Source organism: Hymenobacter cavernae (assembly GCF_014641455.1).
Classification (GTDB): Bacteria; Bacteroidota; Bacteroidia; order Cytophagales; family Hymenobacteraceae; genus Hymenobacter; species Hymenobacter cavernae.
In genome coordinates this window covers 148,616-170,690 of sequence record NZ_BMHT01000002.1, presented here as the reverse complement: position 1 = coordinate 170,690, position 22,075 = coordinate 148,616, and the positions used below count along the sequence as shown (strand labels likewise).

The window sequence follows — 22,075 nt, the reverse complement described above, 5'->3', positions numbered from 1 at the left end:
GTCGTTCAACGATACGCGAAGCGGGAGCTTCGCGCTACATTCCCCCCTCTTTTTTCTCTATGCTCTCTGTCGAAGAAGCCACGCGCCGCGTGCTTGCTACCGCTCGTCCGCTGCCGCCCGAAACGGTGCCGTTTACCGCTGCCCTAGGTCGGGTGCTGCGCCAGGACATAACCGCCGACCGCGACTTTCCGCCCTTCAACCGGGTAGCCATGGATGGCATTGCGCTGGCTTATAGCGCCGTAGCAAACGGGCAAACGCGCTTCGTTATTGAGAAAACGCAGTTTGCCGGTCAGCCGCCCGTGCCGCTCTCCGACCCTGCTGCCGCCATCGAAATCATGACCGGCGCCGCCCTGCCACCGGGCACCGACGCCGTCGTGCGCTACGAGGATATCCTCATCGAAGAAGACGGCAGCGGCAACCGCTTCGCCACCTTGCAAGTGCCGCCAACCGCCAGCGGCCACAACGTACACCGCCAGGCCTCCGACCGCCAACAAGGCGACGTGCTGCTGCCCGCCGGCACCTTGCTAGGTCCGGCCGAAGTAGCCGTAGCTGCCACCGTCGGCGCCGTGGATTTACTGGTAGCCCGGCGCCCGAAAGTAGCCGTGGTAAGCACCGGTGATGAGCTGGTTGATATCGGAGAGCAGCCCTTGCCCCACCAGATTCGGCGCTCCAACTCCTACATGCTGGCCGCCGCCGTGCAACAGGCCGGCGGCACCGCCGAAGCCTTTCACTTCAACGACGACCCCGAAGCGCTCCGCACCGGCCTCCCTAGCCTGCTGCGCGACTACGACGCGGTGCTGCTCAGCGGCGGCGTATCAAAAGGCAAGGCCGACTTTCTGCCAGCGTCGCTGCAAGAAATTGGCGTTGAGCAGATTTTCCATGAGGTGCAGCAGCGGCCGGGCAAGCCGTTTTGGTTCGGGCAGCACCCCGATGGCGCCGTGGTGTTTGCGCTGCCGGGCAATCCGGTTTCTACGTTCGTAAATTATTACCGCTACGCGCAGCCTTGGCTTCGGGCCATCCAGCTGCCTGCACCTAGCTTTGTGCCAATGGCGTATGCCATGCTAGCTACTGATGTCACGTTTCGCCCTAAGATTGTTCATTTTCTGCTCGTTAGCCTCGAATCAACTTCCGATGGCCGCGTGCTGGCGCACCCCGAGCGGGCGCATGGCTCCGGCGACCTAGCTAGTTTGCTGCCCAGCGACGGATTTTTAGAGTTGCCCGCCGAGCAAGACTTCTTTCCGGCCGGTACGGTGTTGCCTGTGTGGCGCTTCCGGGCATAATATCTTACTCAAAGCATGACGGTCTGCTAGCCTTTAAACTCGAACCCGCAGTGAAAACAGTGGTAATGTTCGCCGCGCAACGACCAACTAATCAAGGCGAACACACGCATCGGAACGTTGGCCGAAGGATCGAGCACAGGCTCGGTTGATACGTCGTGGGAGCCGCACCGCGGGCAGGTGCGCGTCGTTGTTTCGTCTTCGACAACGGGATTTACCCGCATCGGCACTACTTCATCCAGCAGAATCTGCTGCGCGGTAGCTAGGTCTTGCTGCCGGACGTGTAGGCGCACGCCGCCAGCAATAGGGCCGTAGGGGCGATTTTCGTTGCTCAGAAAACACGGGATATTCTCAGCGTCGAGGCGGCTTTTGGCTACGTGCGCTGCAATGTAATTCGGGAAGGATTCGAGCAGCACTATGCGGTCGGCGGCAGAGTCAGCAGACATGAGCAGGAGGTGTTTTCAACGAAAACAAAAGAGCACCCGGCTCGGTGCCAAGTGCTCTTCGAAAGTACGAACCTAGTGGGACGGTTCGTGGCCGGGTGAGCTATTTAAACAAAGCCAATGCTTTGATGAAGGTCTGCGACACGCCCCAAAGCAGCGGAATGCCGACGAACAGCCAGGCAAGAACCACAGAACCGCCGGTAGCTGGCTCGTCAGATACGGGAGTGGAAGAATTAGGTTGTTGGGTCATGATAATCAAAGAATTAGTGATGTGGAAGCGCGGCTTAGTGGCTGCCCGCTTCGATGGTAACAGGGCCTTTTTCGTAAAAACGCTCGGCTACGGGCCGCACCAGAAGGTCGGCGAGCAGGCCAACGGCCAGCAGCCCGGCCATGGTGTAGAACACGTTCTGGTAAGCCGCTGCGCCGGTCAAGCCTTTTTCAACGGCGCTTTCGTGCAGGTTGTGCACAATCAGCGGACCTAGCACGCCGGCCGTGCTCCAGGCCGTAAGCAGACGCCCGTGAATAGCGCCGACCTGGTACTTGCCAAACAAATCGGAGAGGTAGGCGGGCGCCGTTGCGAAGCCGCCGCCGTACATGCTGATAATCACGCACGCAACTACCACGTACAGCGTCAGTTGCAGGTTGTGGCCTAGGGTTGGGATGAGGGCGTAAAGCAAAATGCCCAGCCCGAAGTAGATAGCATACGCCACCTTCCGACCTAGCTTATCCGACGCCGACGACCAGAAGAATCGGCCGAGCAGGTTGAACAAGCTCAGCAAACCCACAAAGCCAGCCGCTGCCGCCGCCGTTACGCCCCGCCCCGTGCCCATAAACTTATCGGAGAAGGTTTCCTGAATCAGCGGCGAAGCGGTTTCCAACACCCCAATGCCCGCCGTCACGTTGGTGAGCAGCACCACCCACAACAGCCAAAACTGCGGCGTCTTGATGGCGTTGTCGGCCGACACGTTGCCGGTGGTGATAAGGGCGCTGTGCTCCGTGCTAGGTACATAGCCTTCGGGCGCCCAGTTATCAGCCGGCACCCGAATCGTCCAGACGCCGAACTGCATGAATAGCAAATAAATAATGCCCATCGCGATGAACGTAGGCGCTACCCCTTGCGGTGCGGAGCCCTGGAAATGGTTCATGAGGGCCACTGCCAGCGGCGAACCAATCATGGCGCCGCCGCCAAAGCCCATAATAGCCATGCCGGTTGCCACACCTTTGCGGTCGGGAAACCACTTAATCAGCGTACTCACCGGCGAGATATAGCCGATACCTAGCCCAATGCCGCCCACGAAACCGTAGCCGAAATACAGCAGCGCCAAACTGTGTAAATGCACGCCAAGCGAGCCGATCAGAAAGCCGCCGCCAAAGCACAACGAGGCCGCCATCATGGCCTTACGCGGCCCTACGCGCTCCAGCCACTTCCCAAAAACCGCCGCCGACAACCCGAGCAGCACAATGGCAATAGAGAACGTCCAGCCAATTTGCCCGGCGGTCCAGTCAGCAGGCGCCGGATGGTTCGGGTCGCCGCTGATGAGGGAACCCAGGGGCTTGTTGAACACGCTGAACGCATACGCCTGCCCAATAGCCAGGTGAATCGCCAAAGCAGCCGGCGGCACGAGCCAGCGGTTATAGCCCGGACCGGCAACGGTGCGGCTGCGGTTGAGGACTGAGGTACTGGCCGAACTAGTATCCAGTAGAGAGGTGGTTGCCATGAGGGGGAATGGATGAGGGAGTGAGGGGAAAGTGCCGCCTGCCTCTCGCAAGGCCAAGACGGCAAAAGCGGTGTACGAAGCCGGAAGCTAAAAAGCTAGGTCTGAAAGGATTGAACTTAGACTTATTGCTCTTGCGCTTTTGCCGACAGCCAGCCGCCAATTCCTCTCCGGCGAGTGCGGCGTAAAAACTCTTCTATTCCTTTGGTCAGCTGCTCGGCTATCTGCTGCTGAAATCGTGGATCAATAAGGCGCTTTTCATCCTCTGCATTGGAGATAAAAGCGGTTTCTACCAAAGCGTTAGGATATTCCGTGGGGCCGTTCAGCCCAAAGTTGAAGCTGCCCACATTGCCAAATCCTTTTAAGCCTGTCCTACGCATCGCCTCGTACAGCGCCACCGACAACGGCCGGAAAGCCAGGTAGCGGTAGTAGGTACTCGTGCCCTGCGTGGTTGCATTGCCCGTCGAGTTGACGTGAATACTCACCAGCAGATTCGGGTTGAGCTGGCGCAAGCGCAGAATCCGGTCGCTGTTTTCGACGGTCTTTTCCGTTTCCCGCGTCATCACCACACGGGCGCCGTGGCGGGTTAACTCCTGGCGCAGGCGCTGGGCAATGGCGAGGGTAATGTCTTTTTCGCGGGCACCCGTAGCGCCGGTAGCGCCTACGTTGGTGCCGCCGTGTCCGGCATCCACGGCAATAGTTAGCCCACGCAGGCGCAGCTTGGCAGGCGGGCGTTTTACTTTAATAACGAGCGTATTTCCCTGGTAAGCAATGCTGTAGCCCCAGGCTTGCTTATGACGCAGGTCCAGCACGAGTCGAAATACGTCGGGTTCTGGCTGTTCATAATGAACGTCGCTCAGCGCTTGCAAACCGTCGCGCTGGGTTATCCAGTTAGTGTTGGAAGTGGCTCCAAATACATCCACCGCGAGGCGAGTCGGCTCGGTAAGAAGCTGGGAGCGGTAAGGCAAGCGGGCGTCCAAAGGTACCTGCACGTAGTCATACAGCGAGTCGCCGTACACGCTCCACGAACCCGTGAGCGACCTAGGTACGAAGCCACCCGGCGGCAACAGCCGAATTACCTCCTGCGGCACCCAAGCCATTTGGCTACCAGATAGTTGTACCCGGTAGAGGTTGCCGACGCGCCCCGTGAGGTGCAGCACCACCAACGAATCCAGGTAACCTAGCTTGGCGCCGCCGAGCCGGTCTTCGCCAATGCCATAGTTCAGATAAGCCAGGGCGCCTTTCGTCAGGGCAAGCTGCGGCTCGTTGGGGTTCAGAAATCGGACCTTGTTGCGCGTGCTGGCCGTGGATCGGGTGCTATCAGGTGCAAGCACTTCAACGGTGATGGGGCGGTCGTGCAGCGTGTCGCCGGGCTGCACCACATAGGTCCCTTGGTAGATGCCGCGCTGCCCTTTCGTGAGGGCAGGGGCTAGCTCCACCAGTGGCTTGCCGCCGAAGAAGGTGGCCTGGCAACCCGCCTGCGCTTGCACGCGCACTTGCAGCCGGTCGCCGGGTTGCAGCCACTGATCGGCCGCCGGCACCGTTTCCGCTCGTTGAATAAGCGTTTGCGCGTAAGTGGCTTTATAGCTAAGGATTAGCCCAGCTAACAAGCCACACCCACGCGAAAAGTGCATACAGGCAGCACGCAACATGCTGTTTTACTAACGGTCGGCCGCTGGCTTGTTGCCGATGGCTTGGCCGTAGTCCTTAAGATCACGCCCATTCTCCAGCGCTAGGTACTCAGCCTGTAAGCTCTTGATGCGTACATCGTCAGAGGCCCGAATATCTAGGCGAATAGCGCGGCGGCGCTCATTCAGGTGCTTATAAATGGCGTCAGCATAATCCCAGTCGCGCTGAGTCCAGGTGCGGCGCTTGGCCCGAACCTGGCGCATAAACTGGGTGTAAGCCGCCGCCACATTATCAGGATTAATACTCTGAAAGTCAGAATAGGTGCCGAGCAATTCCTTGGTAAAGCTAGCTTCAGCTGCTTTACCGAGTGGCTGACTTTTGCGCACGCGGGCCGCTGAATCGTACTGCATTGTGCGGCGGCCCGCGGCGCGGAGCTTCACGGCTGCTTTGTCGGCGAGGGTATCGAGCTTACGGGCTTCCTGCCGCACAATTTCCTGTCGCTCGCGTGGCGTGCTGTCGCAAGCCGTGAGCCAAACCAGGCTGGCAAGCAGCAAGTTGGTCCGAAAGAGCAAAAAATAAGGCGCTGATGTCTCCATAAGCGCCTTATACGAAAAGTTGTTACTGTCGACTAATTGGTGGGCATTCGGAACACGACGGGCAGCTCATACTGTACCGCCACCGCCCGGCCATCTTTGCGGGCCGGAATCCACTGGTTCGGAATGTTGCGGCACACGCGCAGGGCTTCTTCATCGCAGCCGCCACCCACGCGAAGCACTATTTTGTGGTTGGATGCGTGACCTAGGGTATCAATAGCGAACGACACCAGAACTTTACCCTGCATCTTGGCTTCCTGCGCCCTAACCGGATAAATTAAGTTGCCAGCCAGAAACAAGGCCAAAGGCTGCTCACCACCTAGGTACAAAGGGGGCTGATCTACGTGGTTGCGGCTCCACTGCCCTAGCTGTAGCTCCACATTGTATTCGATGTCTTCGATGGGGCGATAGAACAGTAGCTTATTGGTGGAGTGGTCATACTTCTGCACCATCACCTTGCCGTCGCGGGTGGGCGCGTAGTACTCCCATACGCCGCTTTTTTTACCTTTTTCGAGCATACCGCTTTCCCACTCGGTGGTGCGTATGCGCTGGGCCCAGCCCGAAGCGGCCGTAAAAACTAGAGCAACTGAGAAGAGTAAATGGTACTTCATAGGTTGAAACGTTGGAGGGTGGGTACCAAGATCGATTCTGTTGGCGCCTCGAAATCGGGGCACCGGACCTACTTAAAAGCACAAAGCCAGCTCACAGCCTGCGCCATGAGCCAAATCTGACTACTATAAACGTTCTGCCATATTAGCTGCTGTCTGGTCGACTATCAGTGTCGAGCGCTTTACTTATCTAGCTTGAAGGAGAAGGGCATCATGTAGCGCACGGCTACGGCTTTGCTGCCAATACGCGGTGCAAGCCACTGATTCGGAATAGATTGGCAGGTGCGGAGCGCTTCCTGGTCGCAGCCGCCACCAACGGATTTCGTCACCTTATGCCCAGTGGCCCGGCCAAGCGTATCAATGGTGAAGGAGACAATTACCTTGCCCTGCACGCCGGCTTGCTGCGCAGTTTCCGGGTACTTCATCTGAGAAATATAGGAGCTAAGCACACCTGTTCCGCCAATGTATATCGGAGGCTGATCTACCTGGCTCATCATCCAGTCGCCGGGGTGCTTCTCTACCTCATAGGTCTGAGGCTCAACGGGTAAGTAGTAGAGTAGCTTATTATTCGTATGATCGTACTTCTGCACCACCATGGGTTGGTCGGTGTTGCGGCTATAGTTGTAGTATTCCCAAACGCCTACTTTCTTCCCCTTATCCATCGTGCCCTGCTCGAACTCAGTCTTAACGCTGCGCTGCGCCTTACTGATGGTTGGAGGAAGTGCAAGACAAAAGAATAACGCAAGTAAAGGTTGTTTCATATTCAAAAGAGGAAAATTAAGGGATTAGCCAAGGAAGCTGCCCCTTTTTGTTATTTCATGTTCTTAGATTAGTAGAATACGGCTATAGCTAAGTTGGTAACATGCTTCCGCTAGATAGTGCCTTATAGCGGTTGAATAGCGTAATAATTACGTTGTATAGGAGTACTGCGCTTCAGATCTTATTTTAAGTATAAAGAATATGCAAATAATAAACCACTTTTCGCAATCGATTGCAGATTGTATTATAAATGATTGCAATCGATTGATGTAGACAAATAGTTACCTGAGCAGCTTGACAGAGTCGAGCACTCCAGACGTCTTGCTAAGCTAGCTTGCAGAGAGTAGCCAGGGCTTTACAAGTAAGTATTAGTGACTTGAGTACCAGCCAAAACAAAAGGCGTACCGGATAGCTTCAAAAGCTAGCTGGTACGCCTAAAAGCAGCTTGTATGTTGAGTTCACTCAAGCTCATCCTCTAGATTCCGAATCTGCTCTGGTAATCCTGGCAAATTCGGGCAGAGGCGCTCTAACCGCCGGAGCACGTGCAACGACCCTCGTTGGTCACCCAGCATCCGGAGCATAGTTGCCCAGCCGGCCAGTGCCCCGAAGTGGCGCGGCTCCCTACGCAGCGTCTCGGTCACGTCGAGCAGGGAAGCGCGGTACTCGCCGCGCAGGTAGTAGGCCGTGGCCCGCTTGTTCCAGCCTTCCGCAAAGCTAGGTTGTGCCTCGATCAGATGCGTAAACAGGCTGATAGCCTGGGTGTAATCACCGGCCGAAAGGGCTCGGATGCCTTCTTCCAGGTGCTTATCGAGCTGCTGGTCGCCGGTCGTGAGCCACAGTTGCCAGATGCCATCCTGCAACGCTTCTATCTCAGCTGGCGCTTTGGCCAGCCGCAGCCGCTCAAATAAATCGTCGAGGTCATTTGTCATTTAACAATTACCAGTTACCAGTTACCAGTTCATAGGTTGACGACTTAGTGACCTAGGTAGGAACCAGGTGAGAAGTGTTAGCAAGGACTTATACCGCAAGAAGTTGAATAGATGTTAAATGTTAATTGGTAAATGTTAACTGACTAAAACAGTGCGGCGGCTATGCGGCGGATTGACTCCGACTTACTCATGGTGTAGTAGTGCAGGCAGGGCACGCCGTGGGCCATCAGCTCCTTCGATTGATTAATGCACCACTCGATACCGATCTGGCGGGCTGCTTCGTTATCGGGGGCTAGGTGCACGGCTTCCGCCAAGGCTTCCGGGATGCTCAGGTAAAAGGAGCGCGGCAGCATGGTGAGCTGGCTTTTGGTGGTGAGTGGCTTCAGGCCGGGAATGATCGGCACGGTGATGCCCGCTTCCCGGCAGCGTTTCTCGAAGCTGAAGAACTGCTCGTTGTCGAAGAACATCTGCGTCACGATGTAGTTGGCGCCGCGGTCTACTTTGTGCTTCAGGTAGCGAATATCGGCGCCGTAGTTAGGCGCTTCGAAGTGCTTTTCGGGGTAGCCCGCCGTGCCGATGCAGAAGTTGGTGGCGGCCGTTTCGTCCTGTTCCTGGTTCAGGTACTCGCCCTTGTTGAGGTCGTGTACCTGCCCGATCAGGTCGGCGGCATACGCGTGCCCGTTGGGATTCGGAATGAAGTGCCCTTCCGATTTGATCGGGTCGCCGCGTAGGGCCAGCACCGTGTCAATACCCAGGAAGTGCAAGTCAATCAGCGCATTTTCCGTTTCCTCCTTCGAGAAGCCTCCACAGATCAGGTGCGGCACCGTGTCCACGTCGAAGCGGTTCTTGATGGCCGCGCAAATACCTACGGTGCCGGGCCGCTTGCGCACCGTTTTCTTCTCCAATAAGCCGTTCGGATGGCGCTGGTACACGTACTCCTCGCGGTGGTACGTCACGTCGATAAACGGCGGCTTGAACTCCATCAGCGGCTCAATGTTGCTGAACAGGTTCTGGATGTTTTCGCCCTTGCGCGGCGGCAGCACTTCGAAGGAAAAAAGCGTTTTACCTTGAGCGCTAGCGAGGTGGTCGGTTACTTTCATGTAGAGAGCCGCCTAGGTTCGGTGAAGGAGTAGACGGAGCGGAATGTAGCGCGAAGCTCCCGCTTCGCGCATCGTTGAACGATAATCATTGTGAGTACAATACAAACAGCGCGGACGATACGTGAAGCGGGAGCTTGGCTAACACCTTCCTTCGGTTCGCGCTACAGCGCCGTAACGGGTACAGCAGTGGGGCTATAATTAAGGTTAGGCGAGAGCCAGCGTTCCAGCTCTGCCACCGGCATGTTCTTGCGTTGCGCGATATCCTCAACCTGGTCTTTGCCAATCTTACCCAGACCAAAATACCGCGAATCCGGGTGCGCGTAGTAGAGGCCGCTCACCGACGAAGCCGGGTACATAGCTAGGTTTTCGGTGAGCCGAATACCCGTTTTGTTCTCGGCATCCAGCAGCTCAAATAGCGTGATTTTCTCCGTGTGGTCGGGGCAGCCGGGATAGCCGGGCGCGGGACGTACGCCCCGGTACTTCTCCTGAATCAGCTCGTCGCCGCTGAGGTTTTCGTTGGGCGCGTAGCCCCAGAACTCCTCCCGCACGCGCTGGTGCAGGCGCTCGGCAAAGGCCTCGGCCAAACGGTCGGCCAGGGCTTTAATCATGATGCTGGAGTAGTCATCGTGCTCAGCCTCAAACCTTTCCAACAGTTTCTCAATACCTAGGCCGGCCGTCACGGCAAAGCCGCCGATGTAGTCCTCGCGGCCAGTTGCTTTGGGGGCGACGTAATCGGAGAAAGCCAGGTTCGGAATCTTGGGCCCTTTCTCGCCCTGCTGGCGTAGGGTGAAAAACTCGGTAGCTACTTGCTCGCGCGAGTCATCGGCGTATACTTCGATCGTGTCGTAACCGACCGTGTTGGCCGGCCAGAAGCCAACTACTGCCCGTGCGGTCAGCAGCTTCTCATCGATGACTTTGCGCAACATCGCTTGGGCATCTTCAAACAGCTTCGTGGCAGCCTCGCCTAATGTTTCATCTTGCAAGATGCGGGGGTAACGGCCGCGTAGCTCCCAGGTGTGGAAGAAGGGCGTCCAGTCGATGTATTGGGCTAGCTCATCGAGCGGATAATCTTCTAGCACCTTGGTACCTAGGAAGCTAGGTTTGGTGATGGGCGTCGTTTTCCAATCGGATTTAAACTGGTTTTCGCGGGCCGCTTCAATGGTGAGGTACTGCTTATCGCGCTGGCGGCCAGCGTGGTCGTCGCGGAGCTGGCGGTACTCTTCCGTCACGGTGTTGGCGTACATGTCCTTGCCCGAACCGAGCAAACCGGCCGCCACGCCCACGCTGCGCGAAGCGTCGTGTACGTGCACCACCGGGCCGGTGTAAGAAGGTGCAATCTTCACGGCTGTGTGCAGGCGTGAGGTCGTCGCGCCACCGATGAGCAGCGGCGTTTTCAGGCCACGCTTTTCCATCTCGGCAGCCACGTATACCATTTCATCCAAGGAAGGCGTAATCAGGCCGCTCAGGCCGATAATGTCGGCACCTTGCTTCTGCGCTTCGTCCAAAATGCGTTCCAGTGGCACCATCACACCTAGGTCCACGATATCGAAGTTGTTGCAGGCCAGCACCACGCCCACGATGTTCTTACCGATATCGTGTACGTCGCCTTTCACGGTGGCTAGCAGGATCTTACCCGCGGTCTGGCGCTCGGTTCCTTCTTTTTCGGCTTGCAGGTACGGCTCCAGGTAAGCCACGGCTTTTTTCATTACGCGCGCCGATTTCACTACCTGCGGCAAGAACATCTTGCCCGCGCCAAACAGGTCGCCAACCACGTTCATGCCCGCCATCAGCGGGCCTTCAATCACATCAAGCGGGCGGCCGACTTGCTGGCGTACTTCTTCCGTATCCTGGTCAATGAACTCCGTAATGCCCTTCACCAGCGCATGTTTCAGGCGCTCGGCTACGGGTAAGCTCCGCCACTCGTCGGCTACGACTACGGCTTTGTCTTTCTGCTTTACGGTGTCGGCAAAGGTCACGAGGCGCTCGGTAGCATCATCGCGACGATTCAGCAGCACATCTTCGCAAAGCTCCAGCAAATCCTTCGGCACGTCATCGTATACTGCTAGCTGGCTGGGGTTTACGATGCCCATGTCGAGGCCAGCGCGGATGGCGTGGTAGAGGAAAGCCGAGTGCATGGCCTCGCGCACCACGTCGTTGCCGCGGTAGGAGAAGCTGACGTTGCTAACGCCGCCGCTGGTGCGGGCACCGGGTAGGTTTTCCTTGATCCAGCGCACGGCGTTGATGAAGTCGACGGCATAGTTGCGGTGTTCCTCGATGCCGGTGCCAACTGTTAAGATGTTAGGGTCGAAGATGATGTCGGTAGCCGGAAAGCCGACTTCGTTCACCAGAATGTCGTAGCTGCGCTTACAGATTTCGATGCGCCGCTCGTAGCTGTCGGCCTGGCCTTGCTCGTCGAAGGCCATGACTACCATCGCGGCGCCGTACTGGCGCACGGTGCGGGCGCGTTCTTTGAACACTTCCTCGCCTTCCTTGAGCGAAATGGAGTTGACGATGCTCTTGCCCTGCACGCACTTCAGGCCCGCTTCCAGCACGCTCCACTTCGAGGAGTCGATCATAACAGGCACGCGAGCAATGTCGGGCTCAGAGGCAATCAGGTTGAGGAAGGTCGTCATGGCCTGCTCCGAATCGAGCATGCCTTCGTCCATATTCACATCGATAACCTGGGCGCCGCCTTCTACTTGAGCGCGGGCCACGGCCAAAGCTTCCTCGTAGGCACCCGTACGAATGAGGCGCGCAAAGGCACGCGAGCCAGTCACGTTGCACCGCTCGCCCACATTCACAAACAGGCTGTTATCGTCGAAGCCAAACGGCTCCAAACCGCTTAGGCGCGTCACGGGCGGTATTTCGGGCAGCGGCCTAGGTTGATACTGATTTACCAACCTAGCTAGCTCGCCGATGTGCTGAGGCGTGGTACCGCAGCAGCCCCCGATGACGGTGATGATGCCATCTTTCAGGTAATCCTCTACCACGCCAGCAAATTCCTCAGCTGATTCGTCGTAGCCACCGAAGGCATTTGGCAGTCCGGCATTCGGGTAAGCCGAAATGTGCACGTCCGAAATGCGGCTCAGCTCCTGCACGTACTGCTTGAGCTGGGCGGCTCCTAGGGCGCAGTTCAGGCCCACGCTTAGCAGCGGTAAGTGACTGATGGAGTTCCAGAAAGCCTCCACCGTCTGCCCCGAAAGCGTGCGGCCCGAAGCATCGGTAATCGTGCCCGAAATCATGATGGGCACCACGCGGCCGCCTTCGTCGAAGAACTTCTGCACCGCAAACAGCGCCGCTTTGGCGTTAAGCGTATCGAAGATCGTTTCGATCAATAGCGCATCCACACCGCCGTCCACGAGGCCGCGCACCTGCTCATGGTAGGCAGTAGCCAGCTCATCGAAGGTAATAGCGCGGAAGCCAGGCCGGTTCACGTCGGGCGAGAGGGAGGCCGTGCGGTTCGTCGGGCCGATGGCGCCGGCCACAAACCTAGGTTTGCTTGGGTCTTGGGCCGTGTATTCGTCGGCGGCTTCGCGGGCTAGGCGCGCCGACTCGTAGTTCAACTCATACACGACGTGCTCCAGGCCATAGTCGGCTTGGGCGATGGTAGTGCCGCTGAATGTATTGGTTTCCACCATATCGGCGCCGGCCGCAAAATACTCGGCGTGGATGCCGCGAATAATGTCGGGGCGGGTGAGGCTCAGCAGGTCGTTGTTGCCGCGCAGAGGCTTGGGATGATCCGCAAAGCGCGTGCCTCGGAAATCCTCTTCCGTCAGCGGATGTCGCTGAATCATAGTGCCCATCGCACCATCAAGCACGAGGATGCGCTGTTGGAGGATGTTGTAAAGGGGCGAGTCGGGACAGGCTATTTTCATGGTTTCTCCTTCGGAAATCGGCGTACTACTTGAGCCTATCCAGAAAGAGAAAACTGCGCGCGCAGGTTCCGTACTTATCTTCTCCGGCCGCGAATTCCGGCCGAATGGGAGTTGGCACCTTGTTTTATTTCAGGTTGCCAAGACGTCACAGGGCCCAGTCCCTCGGTCTTTCTGGATAAGTATCAGGGCAAAGATACGGCGGAACGGTGGAAAAGTAAGCGCTGCCATGTAGGAACGCGCCGTGGCGCGTTCGGCGTTGAACGACCTTTGTTGAACAACCGCCTTCAAACGGCGCGGGTGCCGAACGCGCCGCGGCGCGTTCCTACAGCCCTAAACATTCGTGTAGCTACACTGGTTGATGCCCTTGAATAGTTTGCATCCAACTTAGTATGCTCACATATTTCTTATCATGACTCAGAAAACCAAGCTTTTTACGCCCTTCACCATGGGCGCGCTTACCTTGCCCAACCGTTTTGTGATGGCCCCGATGACGCGGAGCCGCGCCAACAACGAAGGCAATGTTCCGACCGACTCGACGGTAAAATATTACGTGCAGCGGGCTTCCGCGGGCCTCATCATCACCGAAGGCTCGCAGGTTTCGCAGCAGGGCGTGGGCTACATCTTCACGCCGGGTATCTACTCGGAGGCACAGGTAGCGGGCTGGAAGAAAGTGACGGATGCCGTGCACGCTGCCGGCGGCCGCATCTTTATTCAGCTGTGGCATGTGGGCCGCATTTCGCACCCCGCCTTCCACAATGGAGAGCTGCCGGTAGCACCATCGGCGGTGCAGCCCACGGGCGTTAAAGCCTTTACGGCCAACGGGATGGAAGAAATTCCGACGCCGCGCGCTTTGGAAACCAGCGAAGTGAAGGCCGCCGTAGAAGATTTCCGCAAAGCTGCCGAAAACGCCAAAAAAGCTGGTTTCGACGGCGCAGAAGTGCACGGTGCTAATGGCTATCTGGTGGATCAGTTCATCCAGGATGGCACCAACCAGCGCACCGACGAATACGGCGGCAGCGTGGAAAACCGCGCCCGCTTCGCGTTGGAAGTGGTGCAGGCCGTGGCCGGCGTGTTTGGCGCCGACCGTACGGGCATTCGCCTCTCGCCTAATGGTGGCATGGGGGGCATCAACGACGCTGACCGCCTGGGTACGTTTAGCTACGTAACCGAGCAGCTCAATAAGCTAGGTTTGGCGTATCTGCACGTGATTGAAGCGCTGCCGGGCCACCCGATGGCGGCTAAGCCCGGTCAGGGTCTGATTGCGCCAACTTTGCGCCAGATCTTCACGGGGCCGTTCATCCTGAACGGCGGCTACACCCAGGAAACCGCCGAAGCAGCGCTGGAAAACAATGAGGCTGACCTCATTGCATTCGGTGTGCCCTTCATCTCGAACCCCGATTTGGTAGAGCGTTACCAGCAAGGCGCAGCCCTCAATGACCCCGATCAGGCTACCTTCTACGGGGGCGGTGATGAGGGCTACATCGACTATCCGTCGCTGGCGGAAGCCGGTTATGCCACCCAGGATATCGAGCAGAGCAAAAGCTAAAACCTAGCTTTTCAAAAGAGAAAGGCCAACCGCTTTGTAGCAGTTGGCTTTTTTGCTGAACGTTTCCTCCGAAGACCTAGGTAGCCGTCTTTACAGAAAAATGCTCACAACTTTTTGGGTTCGGCCGGACCTTCCTGGGTGTTCTGCGTATTTCAAGGCGACCAATCATCTACTTGACAATGAACACCGAGCAAAACGAACCACGGCCTACCAACAGCGAGCTGAACCCTAGCCCCATGCCCTACCCAACCAGTCAGGAGGACATGAAGCACCAGCCCGATTCGGATTTATCGAACTATAAAGCGGCCGGCAAGCTTACGGGCAAAGTCGCCCTCATCACCGGCGGCGACTCCGGCATTGGGCGGGCCGTAGCCATTGCCTTCGCCAAAGAAGGCGCCGACGTAGCGGTGATATACCACGAAAATGCCTCTGATGCTGACGTGACCGGCCAAGCTGTGCAGGCAGCAGGGCGCAAGTTCCTGTCCATCCAGGCGGATGTGCGCTCCGCAGATGCCTGCCGCAATGCCGTGCGTCAGACCTACGAGGAGCTAGGTGGCTTCAATATTCTGGTGAACAACGCCGCCTACCAGATGGGCTACGAGAGTTTCGAAACCATTCCGGAGGAGAACATTCACCGCACCTTCGACACCAACATCAAAGGCTACATTTTCATGGCGCAGGCGGCCATTCCGTTTCTGAAGGAAGGCGACTCCATCATTAACACGGGCAGCATCGCGGGCCTTATGGGCAACCCGCACTTGGTGGATTACGCTTCTACCAAAGGCGCTATTCACACCTTCACTAAAAGCTTGGCGGCTTACCTGGGCGAGAAGAAGATTCGGGTGAATGCGGTATTGCCCGGCCCCATCTGGACGCCGCTCATCGAAGGCACCATGATCAAAGAGGACCTGAAGAAGTTTGGGGATGAAACCATGCTAGGTCGCCCTGGGCAGCCCGAAGAACTAGCGGGTGCCTACGTGCTGTTTGCCTCGCAGGACGGGAGCTACATGACAGGCAGCTTGCTGGAAGTGACCGGCGGTATGCCGAAAGGTAGCTAAGTAAACCTTTGTTTGTCAACGCTAAAAGCCCTATTGTCTACCAAGTAGGCAGTGGGGTTTTTTGTTGCAAAAAAGGTCTTTGCACCGATCAGGGACTATACGGTAGCCGGCAAGGCCCGTTCTGCGTAGTGGAGCTTATACTAATTGCGATAAGCCACCCGCCCATGCCTGATACCGACAGCTTCCTGAACAATCCGGTATTTGTTTGCCTGCACTACTGGGCGGGTTCCGCTCGCGAGTGGGACCAGGTAGCAGCAGAGCTGGCACCAGAGTTTAAGTGCCTTGCGCCTGACCTAGGTGGTTTCGGGGTTGCTGCAGTGCCCAAAGGTGGCCACAGCATAGAGGCTTACACCGATTCCATCGCCGCGCTGATTGCGGAAAAGCAGCTCACGAGCTTTATTCTGGTTGGCCATAGCATGGGCGGTAAAATCGCGCTGAACCTAGCTGCTCGGCACCCGGCGGGGCTGCGGGGCTTGGTGCTGCTTTCGCCTTCGCCGCCTACGCCCGAGCCCATGACCGACGAAGACCGCACCGCTTCGTTGCGCGCCTATGGCAATGCTACGGCGGCGCTTGGCACCTTCACCCACATCACGGCGCGGCCGGTAAGCACCGAAATCCGCGTTCAGATAATTGAGGACAACCTGCGGAGCCGCCGCGAAGCCTGGGATGCGTGGCTGCTGCATGGCAGCCGTGAGAATATCACCGGACACATGTGCGACATCCAGGTGCCCTGCACCATCCTGGTCGGCGATGCCGATGCGGTGATGTCGCCGTCGGTACACGGGCTGGAAACGCTGCCCTATCTGCCCGAAGGCACGCACCTGGAAATTATCAGCGGCGCCGGGCACCTGTTGCCCTATGAGGCGCCGCAGGAAGTAGCCGCCCTGCTGCGCAAGTTTGGGCGGCGGGTAGAAACACCTAGGTAGGTGCTGAGCGAGTAGCGCTACCTACTCCAGCGACCGATTGTGGAACAGCAAAAAGCCAATGTGGCCGAACACACCCCAGCGCTTGGCCGAGTCGTCGTAGTGGATGAGGTGGACGGCCAGCGGACCCAGGCGAGTGAAGTAGACCAAGCCCGTGCTGGCCGTCAGGCGCGGCCGGTCGAAGCTGCCGCGCCTGACAGCTTGCTGATTGGCGCCTTCCACGAAGGGGCGGTAAGCCAGGTGCACAAACCCTTCGGAACGCCATTCTAAGCTGCCCAGCACCGTGCGGGAGAAGCGCAGACCAGCCGCAGCGTAGCGTGTAGCGCGGTAATTATCCAGGAACAGCGTGCGCGAATCGACCAGCGGCGCAAATACCGGCGCGGTAGTCAACGAGGAGCGGTAGTTGGCAAACCGCCCCTGGCCGCTGATCATAATTTCCCCGAAATAGCCCCAGACGTTCTTTTTATTGATGGCAGCAAAATACTGTTCCGTAGTGGCCGAAAACTGAAGCCATTGGTGGCTATCAGAGTAGTTGTTGTCGAATACGGAGGTGGAGCCGGGCGTGTATTTCTCCGTGCCCTGCACGGCGCGGATGCCAATAGCGGCTCGTCGCCCGCCCGTTGGGTATTGCTTGCGGTTCAAGGAGTTGCGCGTGAAGCGCACCGCTGCCGTGAGGCCGCGAAAGCTGGTGCGGTCGAGGGTGTCGCTGGAAGAAACCGTGCGGTTGTTGGCGTAGTTGTCCTGGTTGCCGAAGTAGCCGGCTTCCAGCGTCACGCGGCTGCGGTAGTTGGGGCTGATGCCGCCTTGTAGCGTCGCACTCAGGTCGCTCTGCTGAATCAGCGTGTTCTGAATGTCGCGCCCCAGCAAGCCGCCCGTTTTCTGGTAGCTCCAGTTATTGTAGGTGATGGTCGGCTCGATGTAGAACGGCAGCTTCTCCGGAATGGTAATCCGAAACCGACCCTGGCCCGCGTTGTAGAACCGGCCCAGGCTCACGTTGGCGGCCGTCGTGTACAGAAACTTCTTCAGGTAGCGGAATTCCAAACCTAGGTAGATGTTATCAACCGGCCGGGTAGCCAGCACAAAACCAACTTCCGCCGACAGGTTGTTGTTCTTGCTGGCATCTACGCTGAAGGTGTAGCCACCCTGCGCTTTGTCGTAGCGGATGCGCGGGTAGACGCCCCGAAAGAAGTCGTCGGCGGCCAGGCGGTAGTAACCTTCCTCAATATCATCGGGTGTGTAGGTGCGCCCCTCGCGCTGAAAAAAGCGGCGCACGTAGGTGTCCTGACCCGGCTTCAGCCCTTGCACCGTGATGCGGCTGAAAACCGGCGCCGGCTCCTCTTTGTGAAACGCCGCGCGCCGGGAGGCCAGCGCTACCGTATCCTCGCGACGCTCGATGCGGCGCAGCATAGTCGGCAGCTTGGCCTGGGCGGCTTTCGTACCTAGGTCGATCAGCTCGCGCACTTTGTCGAAATCCGTGGAGCCGTAGCCTTCCAGGTCAGGCTGAATGAACACGCCATTCGGACCAACGGCCAGCGTGTCGGCCACGCTGGCACCCAGAAAAACCAGCGTGCCGGCCAGCAGCTGGTCGTCCTTCTGAAACGGATATTTCTTGTAGGCCACGTCGCCCACGTTCACCCCAATGATGATGTCGGGCTTAAACTCGGCCTTCATCACGTCAGTGGGGAAGTTGTTGTAGATGCCACCATCGAACAGGTAGCGCCCGTCGGGGTTGCGGATGGGGCGGAACACCAGCGGCACCGCCATCGAGTTGCGCACCGCATCCGACAGCGAGCCGCTGCGCTGCACCACCTGATTGCGGGTGAAAACCTCCGCCGCCAGGCACCGGAACGGCACAAACAGCTTGTCGAAGTTGTAGTCGGCCGCGGCACCGGCGGGGGCCAGCAGCTTGGCCAGCACGAAGTTCAGGTTGACGTCGTTGATCAGGTTGGGCGTGATGCTCGTGCGCAGCGCCGAGTCGATGGCCACGCCCACGCGAAGCGCCGACGGCGACGCATCGGAGTTCAGGTAGTTGAAGGTTTTGCTTTCCAGCTGCCGCCCCGAAACCCAGTTCTGAAACTCCGGGTTCACCACAATCTTCTCAATCTCGGCGGGCGAATAACCCGCCGCGTACATGGCGCCCACCACCGAGCCCATGCTCGTGCCAATGATGTAGTCGATGGGGATGTTGTTCTTTTCCAGCACCTTCAGCACGCCTACGTGCGCCAATCCCTTCGCCCCGCCGCCGCTCAATACCAGCCCCACTTTCTGGGCCGATGCCGCCCCGCAAACACTCAGAAGCAACACCAGGGAGACGAGAAGCGCGTAGGGTTTCGGCATAAAAGAACGAGCTGAGCAGTGGGCCACTATCGGCGCGTTTCCTACGCACCGACAGCCCGCAAGTTATGACTTGACGAGGAGTTGCCGGCGCTCCACCCAACCTAGGTTTGTTGGAGCTGATTTAGGTTCGACGTGTCGGCTTACCACTTCCGGAAAATAACGTACACCGCCGCCACCAGCAAGGCAAACCCAACCACATGGTTCCAACCTAGCTTGTCAGTTTTGAACACGTAAACGGCGCATAAGGTAAAGACCGTCAGGGAAATAACTTCCTGAATGACCTTTAGCTGAAAGAGGTTGAACGGTCCGCCATTTTCCTCGAAGCCAATCCGGTTGGCGGGCACCTGAAACACATACTCGAAGAACGCCAGCCCCCAGCTAATGAGTATAACACCTACTAGTCCAAGCCCATGCAGCCAGCTGATTTTCTTGAACTGCAAGTGCCCGTACCAGGCAAACGTCATGAACAGGTTAGAAATGGTGAGCAGCACGATGGTGGAAAGTCCTTTCATGAAAGAGTAGTTAAGTGATAAAGCAACTCAGTAACGGAGTGGCTGAGTAACGGTTTAAGCGTATTGAACGTCATTACTCAATTGCTCCGCTACTCAGTTGCTCTTCTTTCATGATTGTTAATTACACTTCCGACGGCTGGCAGATCATCTACCAGCAGGCGCACGCCTTGCTGGCCACCCAGCTCGCCTGGCACTGGCAGCCGTTCGGCCCCACCGACCGCTGGGTGGGCATTCTGGCCGCCACCGCCCAGCACGACGACGAGCAGCAGGCCTGGGACGGGCACTACGGCTTGACGCCTGCCGGCGCCCCGGCCAACTTCACCATGAAGGAGTTTTCTCTGGAGCAGGCCACTGGCGTGCTGCGCGCAGCTAGGTTTCAGGGGCAATGGCGCAGCCTACTCACCAGCATGCACCTGAGCTTTCTCTACGAAACCCTACGCGGCCAGAAAAAAGAACTAGATGCATTCCTGGATGAGCAGCACGCCAACCAGGAACGCTGGCGCAAAGCGTTGAAGGTAAACAAGAAAGAAGCGCAGCAAGCCTACGACCTCATGCAGTGGTGCGACCGGCTCTCGCTTATTCTTTGCCGCCACGAACTGCCCGAAATGGGCCGTGCCCTCGAAATCAGCACCGGCCCCGACGGGCGCCGCTACGACGTGGCGCGCCCTGATGCTGACGGCCCTGTGATTGTCACGCCGTGGCCTTTCGTCGTGCCGCAATTCACGGTGAGTGTGGAGGCCAGCACGCTCAGCCAGCTACAGTTTAAGGATGATGCCGAGCTTGCTGCTGCCTTGCGCGCTGCCCCGATCCGAACGTTGCAGTGGGAGCTGCGCAAAAGCTAGGTTACAGTTAATCAAGCCCAACGCAAGCGCCCGAGCGCCGTACTACTAGCAAAACGGTCTGCGTCATCGTTCTCTACATCTGCATTCTCATGGCTCACTATCGCTTCTCCGACGTTGTTTCTGTTCTAAAAGCGTCGGCTGCCGAGTTCAGCAACAACAACTCGTTTCGGCACGCGGCGGCGCTGTCGTACTACACCATTTTTTCGCTGCCGCCGCTGCTGCTCATTGTCATCACGGTAGCCAGCGCGGTGTTTGGCGGCGAGGCCCTAACCGGGCAGATCTACGAACAGCTGAAAGGCTTGGTCGGGGCCGATTCGGCCAAGTTTCTGCAAGACAGCATTGCTAAGTTTACCGTGCAGCAAAAAGGTGGGGTCGCGACGGCCATTGGCGTTGGTACGCTGATCTTCACGGCTACCACGTTCTTCGTGACGCTACAGGAAAGCATCAACGACATCTGGAACCTGAAAGCCAAGCCCCGCAACGGCATCGTGCAGTTTCTCCGCGACCGGGTGCTTTCCTTCGGCCTGATTCTGAGTGTGGCGCTGCTGCTGCTTACTTCGTTCGTAATCAGTGCTTTGCTCAGCGTGTTTACGGGCTATCTGCAGCGTATCTGGCCCGATGCTGCGATCCTACTCATCCGCCTGATTGACTTCGCAATTTCACTAGCTGTTACGACCACCTTGTTTGCCATGATCTACCGCTTCCTGCCCGACGCCATCATCCGGTGGCGCGACGTCTGGATCGGGGCACTTATCACGGCGGCGCTGTTTGTGCTAGGTAAGTTCCTGATTGCCTTCTACATCTCGTATGCCAATCCGGGCTCGGCATTCGGTGCGGCAGGTTCGGCCATCGTGCTGCTCGTCTGGATCAACTATTCTTCGCTCATCATCTTCTTCGGGGCCGAGTTTACCCAGGAGTTTGCCGATGCTTTCGGCCAGAAAGTGCAGCCCAAAGCCCACGCCGTACGCGTCGAATCACGCGAAGTGCCGGAAGGGGAGAGCAAAGAGGAAATTAGTACGGGCCGACCTAGGTCTACGGGCCGGTGGCGGGCCTGATGGCAGTGGTCTTCCGGGTGGCGAATGATAGCTTTTAGCTAATATTTAAGTAATTTGCTGCATGAAGAAGATCTTATTTATTGCTCTATTATCAACTGGGCTCGGTGGTTCTTATGCCACAAAAGCCGCAGATACAGCTACTGCTATCGATACTACCGGCGAGCATAGCATGATTAAGAACATCAGCGCCGATATGTGTCGGCAGCTTGAAGCGGAAAACAAAAAATCACCACTGACAAAGCTTTCCCAAGACGAAGCCATCCAGCTATTTACCCGGCTGATGCTGGCTAGCGCCGCCAACAACCCGACTTTCACCAGGCTTATCGTGGCGCACAAGAGCGATGCCCGCAGCTATGGGGAGCAGCTAGGTAAAAACGTGGCTACATTGATGGTAAGCGAATGCCCTGTCAGCTTGCCGCTCTTTATGAAGCTAGGGGCACAGCAAATGCGGGAAAAGCACTCCATGAGTGAACAGGAAATCAAGCTATTGACCCCAATAGCTTCCGCGGTTTGCCAGAACCTGGAGGATCGGCAGAAGAAACAGGACCTTGCCACTTTGTCGGCCCAAGAACGCATCCAGTTGCTGGGCGAGACCATGCAGCAGGCTATGAAGCCGTATGCCAAGGAGCTAAGCCAGTTTTATGGCCCCGATATCTTTCTGGACAACAAGCGAATGGAGGAGGTAGGGTCAAAATTAGCCATCCAAATGGCTGAACATTGCCCCGCGTCGCTTGGCACTATCAGTGGTGTGGGCCAGAGCCGTCCAAAATGATGAAGTAGGGCTACTATTTCCCAACCTAGATTACTTATAAAAACCGGCGGGTAGTCGTACTTCAATCTGACATCTTCCAACAAAAAGCCCCGCCTTGTCGAC

At 57.5% G+C, this 22,075-nt stretch carries 19 protein-coding genes and 1 riboswitch; of the genes, 7 read left to right on the top strand and 12 right to left on the bottom strand.

What is annotated here, in order from left to right:
* The first annotated feature begins 59 nt into the window (after positions 1-59).
* Complete coding sequence (locus tag IEX74_RS05150; RefSeq protein WP_188811713.1) at positions 60-1,280, top strand: molybdopterin molybdotransferase MoeA; 1,221 nt, start codon at positions 60-62, stop codon at positions 1,278-1,280.
* A 26-nt stretch (positions 1,281-1,306) separates the two neighbouring features.
* On the opposite strand, the gene IEX74_RS05145 is transcribed toward IEX74_RS05150, so the two are convergent.
* The 10 genes from IEX74_RS05145 to metH all read right to left on the bottom strand — a co-directional run bounded on the left by IEX74_RS05145 (position 1,307) and on the right by metH (position 12,928).
* Positions 1,307-1,723: a putative signal transducing protein gene (locus tag IEX74_RS05145; RefSeq protein WP_188811711.1), complete on the bottom strand. Its 417-nt coding sequence runs from the start codon at positions 1,721-1,723 to the stop codon at positions 1,307-1,309.
* 100 nt (positions 1,724-1,823) lie between these two features.
* A complete protein-coding gene (locus IEX74_RS05140; protein ID WP_188811709.1) occupies positions 1,824-1,970 on the bottom strand; it encodes an MFS transporter small subunit in 147 nt (48 codons plus the stop codon).
* 34 nt (positions 1,971-2,004) lie between these two features.
* Positions 2,005-3,438 (bottom strand): OFA family MFS transporter, encoded by a 1,434-nt coding sequence (locus IEX74_RS05135; RefSeq protein WP_188811707.1) that lies wholly within the window; start codon positions 3,436-3,438, stop codon positions 2,005-2,007.
* 122 nt (positions 3,439-3,560) lie between these two features.
* Positions 3,561-5,069, bottom strand: a complete 1,509-nt coding sequence (locus IEX74_RS05130; RefSeq protein ID WP_188811705.1) for an N-acetylmuramoyl-L-alanine amidase — start codon at positions 5,067-5,069, stop codon at positions 3,561-3,563.
* 27 nt (positions 5,070-5,096) lie between these two features.
* The gene (locus IEX74_RS05125; RefSeq protein ID WP_188811703.1) at positions 5,097-5,636 is read right to left on the bottom strand and encodes a hypothetical protein; all 540 of its coding nucleotides are present in this window, start codon (positions 5,634-5,636) and stop codon (positions 5,097-5,099) included.
* A gap of 56 nt (positions 5,637-5,692) precedes the next feature.
* Complete coding sequence (locus tag IEX74_RS05120; RefSeq protein WP_188811701.1) at positions 5,693-6,268, bottom strand: energy transducer TonB; 576 nt, start codon at positions 6,266-6,268, stop codon at positions 5,693-5,695.
* A 179-nt stretch (positions 6,269-6,447) separates the two neighbouring features.
* Complete coding sequence (locus tag IEX74_RS05115; protein WP_188811699.1) at positions 6,448-7,026, bottom strand: energy transducer TonB; 579 nt, start codon at positions 7,024-7,026, stop codon at positions 6,448-6,450.
* A 456-nt stretch (positions 7,027-7,482) separates the two neighbouring features.
* Positions 7,483-7,953: a tetratricopeptide repeat protein gene (locus IEX74_RS05110; RefSeq protein WP_188811697.1), complete on the bottom strand. Its 471-nt coding sequence runs from the start codon at positions 7,951-7,953 to the stop codon at positions 7,483-7,485.
* A gap of 143 nt (positions 7,954-8,096) precedes the next feature.
* On the bottom strand, positions 8,097-9,053 hold the full coding sequence (gene metF, locus IEX74_RS05105) for a methylenetetrahydrofolate reductase [NAD(P)H] (RefSeq protein ID WP_188811695.1): 957 nt from the start codon (positions 9,051-9,053) through the stop codon (positions 8,097-8,099).
* A 161-nt stretch (positions 9,054-9,214) separates the two neighbouring features.
* Positions 9,215-12,928, bottom strand: coding sequence for a methionine synthase (gene metH / locus IEX74_RS05100; RefSeq protein WP_188811693.1), 3,714 nt, complete (start codon positions 12,926-12,928; stop codon positions 9,215-9,217).
* A 71-nt stretch (positions 12,929-12,999) separates the two neighbouring features.
* Positions 13,000-13,110, bottom strand: a riboswitch (SAM riboswitch).
* A gap of 227 nt (positions 13,111-13,337) precedes the next feature.
* Here metH and IEX74_RS05095 point away from each other — a divergent pair.
* The 3 genes from IEX74_RS05095 (at position 13,338) to IEX74_RS05085 (ending at position 16,458) form a co-directional block, all read left to right on the top strand.
* Positions 13,338-14,474, top strand: coding sequence for an alkene reductase (locus IEX74_RS05095; protein WP_188811692.1), 1,137 nt, complete (start codon positions 13,338-13,340; stop codon positions 14,472-14,474).
* 179 nt (positions 14,475-14,653) lie between these two features.
* Complete coding sequence (locus tag IEX74_RS05090; RefSeq protein ID WP_188811690.1) at positions 14,654-15,532, top strand: SDR family oxidoreductase; 879 nt, start codon at positions 14,654-14,656, stop codon at positions 15,530-15,532.
* Between the two features lie 164 nt (positions 15,533-15,696).
* Positions 15,697-16,458: an alpha/beta fold hydrolase gene (locus tag IEX74_RS05085; protein WP_188811688.1), complete on the top strand. Its 762-nt coding sequence runs from the start codon at positions 15,697-15,699 to the stop codon at positions 16,456-16,458.
* 21 nt (positions 16,459-16,479) lie between these two features.
* On the opposite strand, the gene IEX74_RS05080 is transcribed toward IEX74_RS05085, so the two are convergent.
* A complete protein-coding gene (locus IEX74_RS05080; protein WP_188811686.1) occupies positions 16,480-18,792 on the bottom strand; it encodes a patatin-like phospholipase family protein in 2,313 nt (770 codons plus the stop codon).
* Positions 18,793-18,932: 140 nt separating this feature from the next.
* Complete coding sequence (locus IEX74_RS05075) at positions 18,933-19,304, bottom strand: DMT family protein (RefSeq protein WP_188811684.1); 372 nt, start codon at positions 19,302-19,304, stop codon at positions 18,933-18,935.
* 110 nt (positions 19,305-19,414) lie between these two features.
* On the opposite strand from IEX74_RS05075, the gene IEX74_RS05070 reads away from it, so the two are divergent.
* The 3 genes from IEX74_RS05070 (at position 19,415) to IEX74_RS05060 (ending at position 21,973) form a co-directional block, all read left to right on the top strand.
* Complete coding sequence (locus tag IEX74_RS05070; RefSeq protein WP_188811682.1) at positions 19,415-20,146, top strand: DUF3891 family protein; 732 nt, start codon at positions 19,415-19,417, stop codon at positions 20,144-20,146.
* Between the two features lie 89 nt (positions 20,147-20,235).
* On the top strand, positions 20,236-21,201 hold the full coding sequence (locus IEX74_RS05065) for a YihY/virulence factor BrkB family protein (RefSeq protein ID WP_188811681.1): 966 nt from the start codon (positions 20,236-20,238) through the stop codon (positions 21,199-21,201).
* Positions 21,202-21,262: 61 nt separating this feature from the next.
* Positions 21,263-21,973 carry a hypothetical protein gene (locus IEX74_RS05060; protein WP_188811679.1) on the top strand — a complete coding sequence of 237 codons (711 nt, stop codon included), beginning with the start codon at positions 21,263-21,265 and terminating at the stop codon, positions 21,971-21,973.
* The last annotated feature ends 102 nt before the right edge of the window (positions 21,974-22,075 follow it).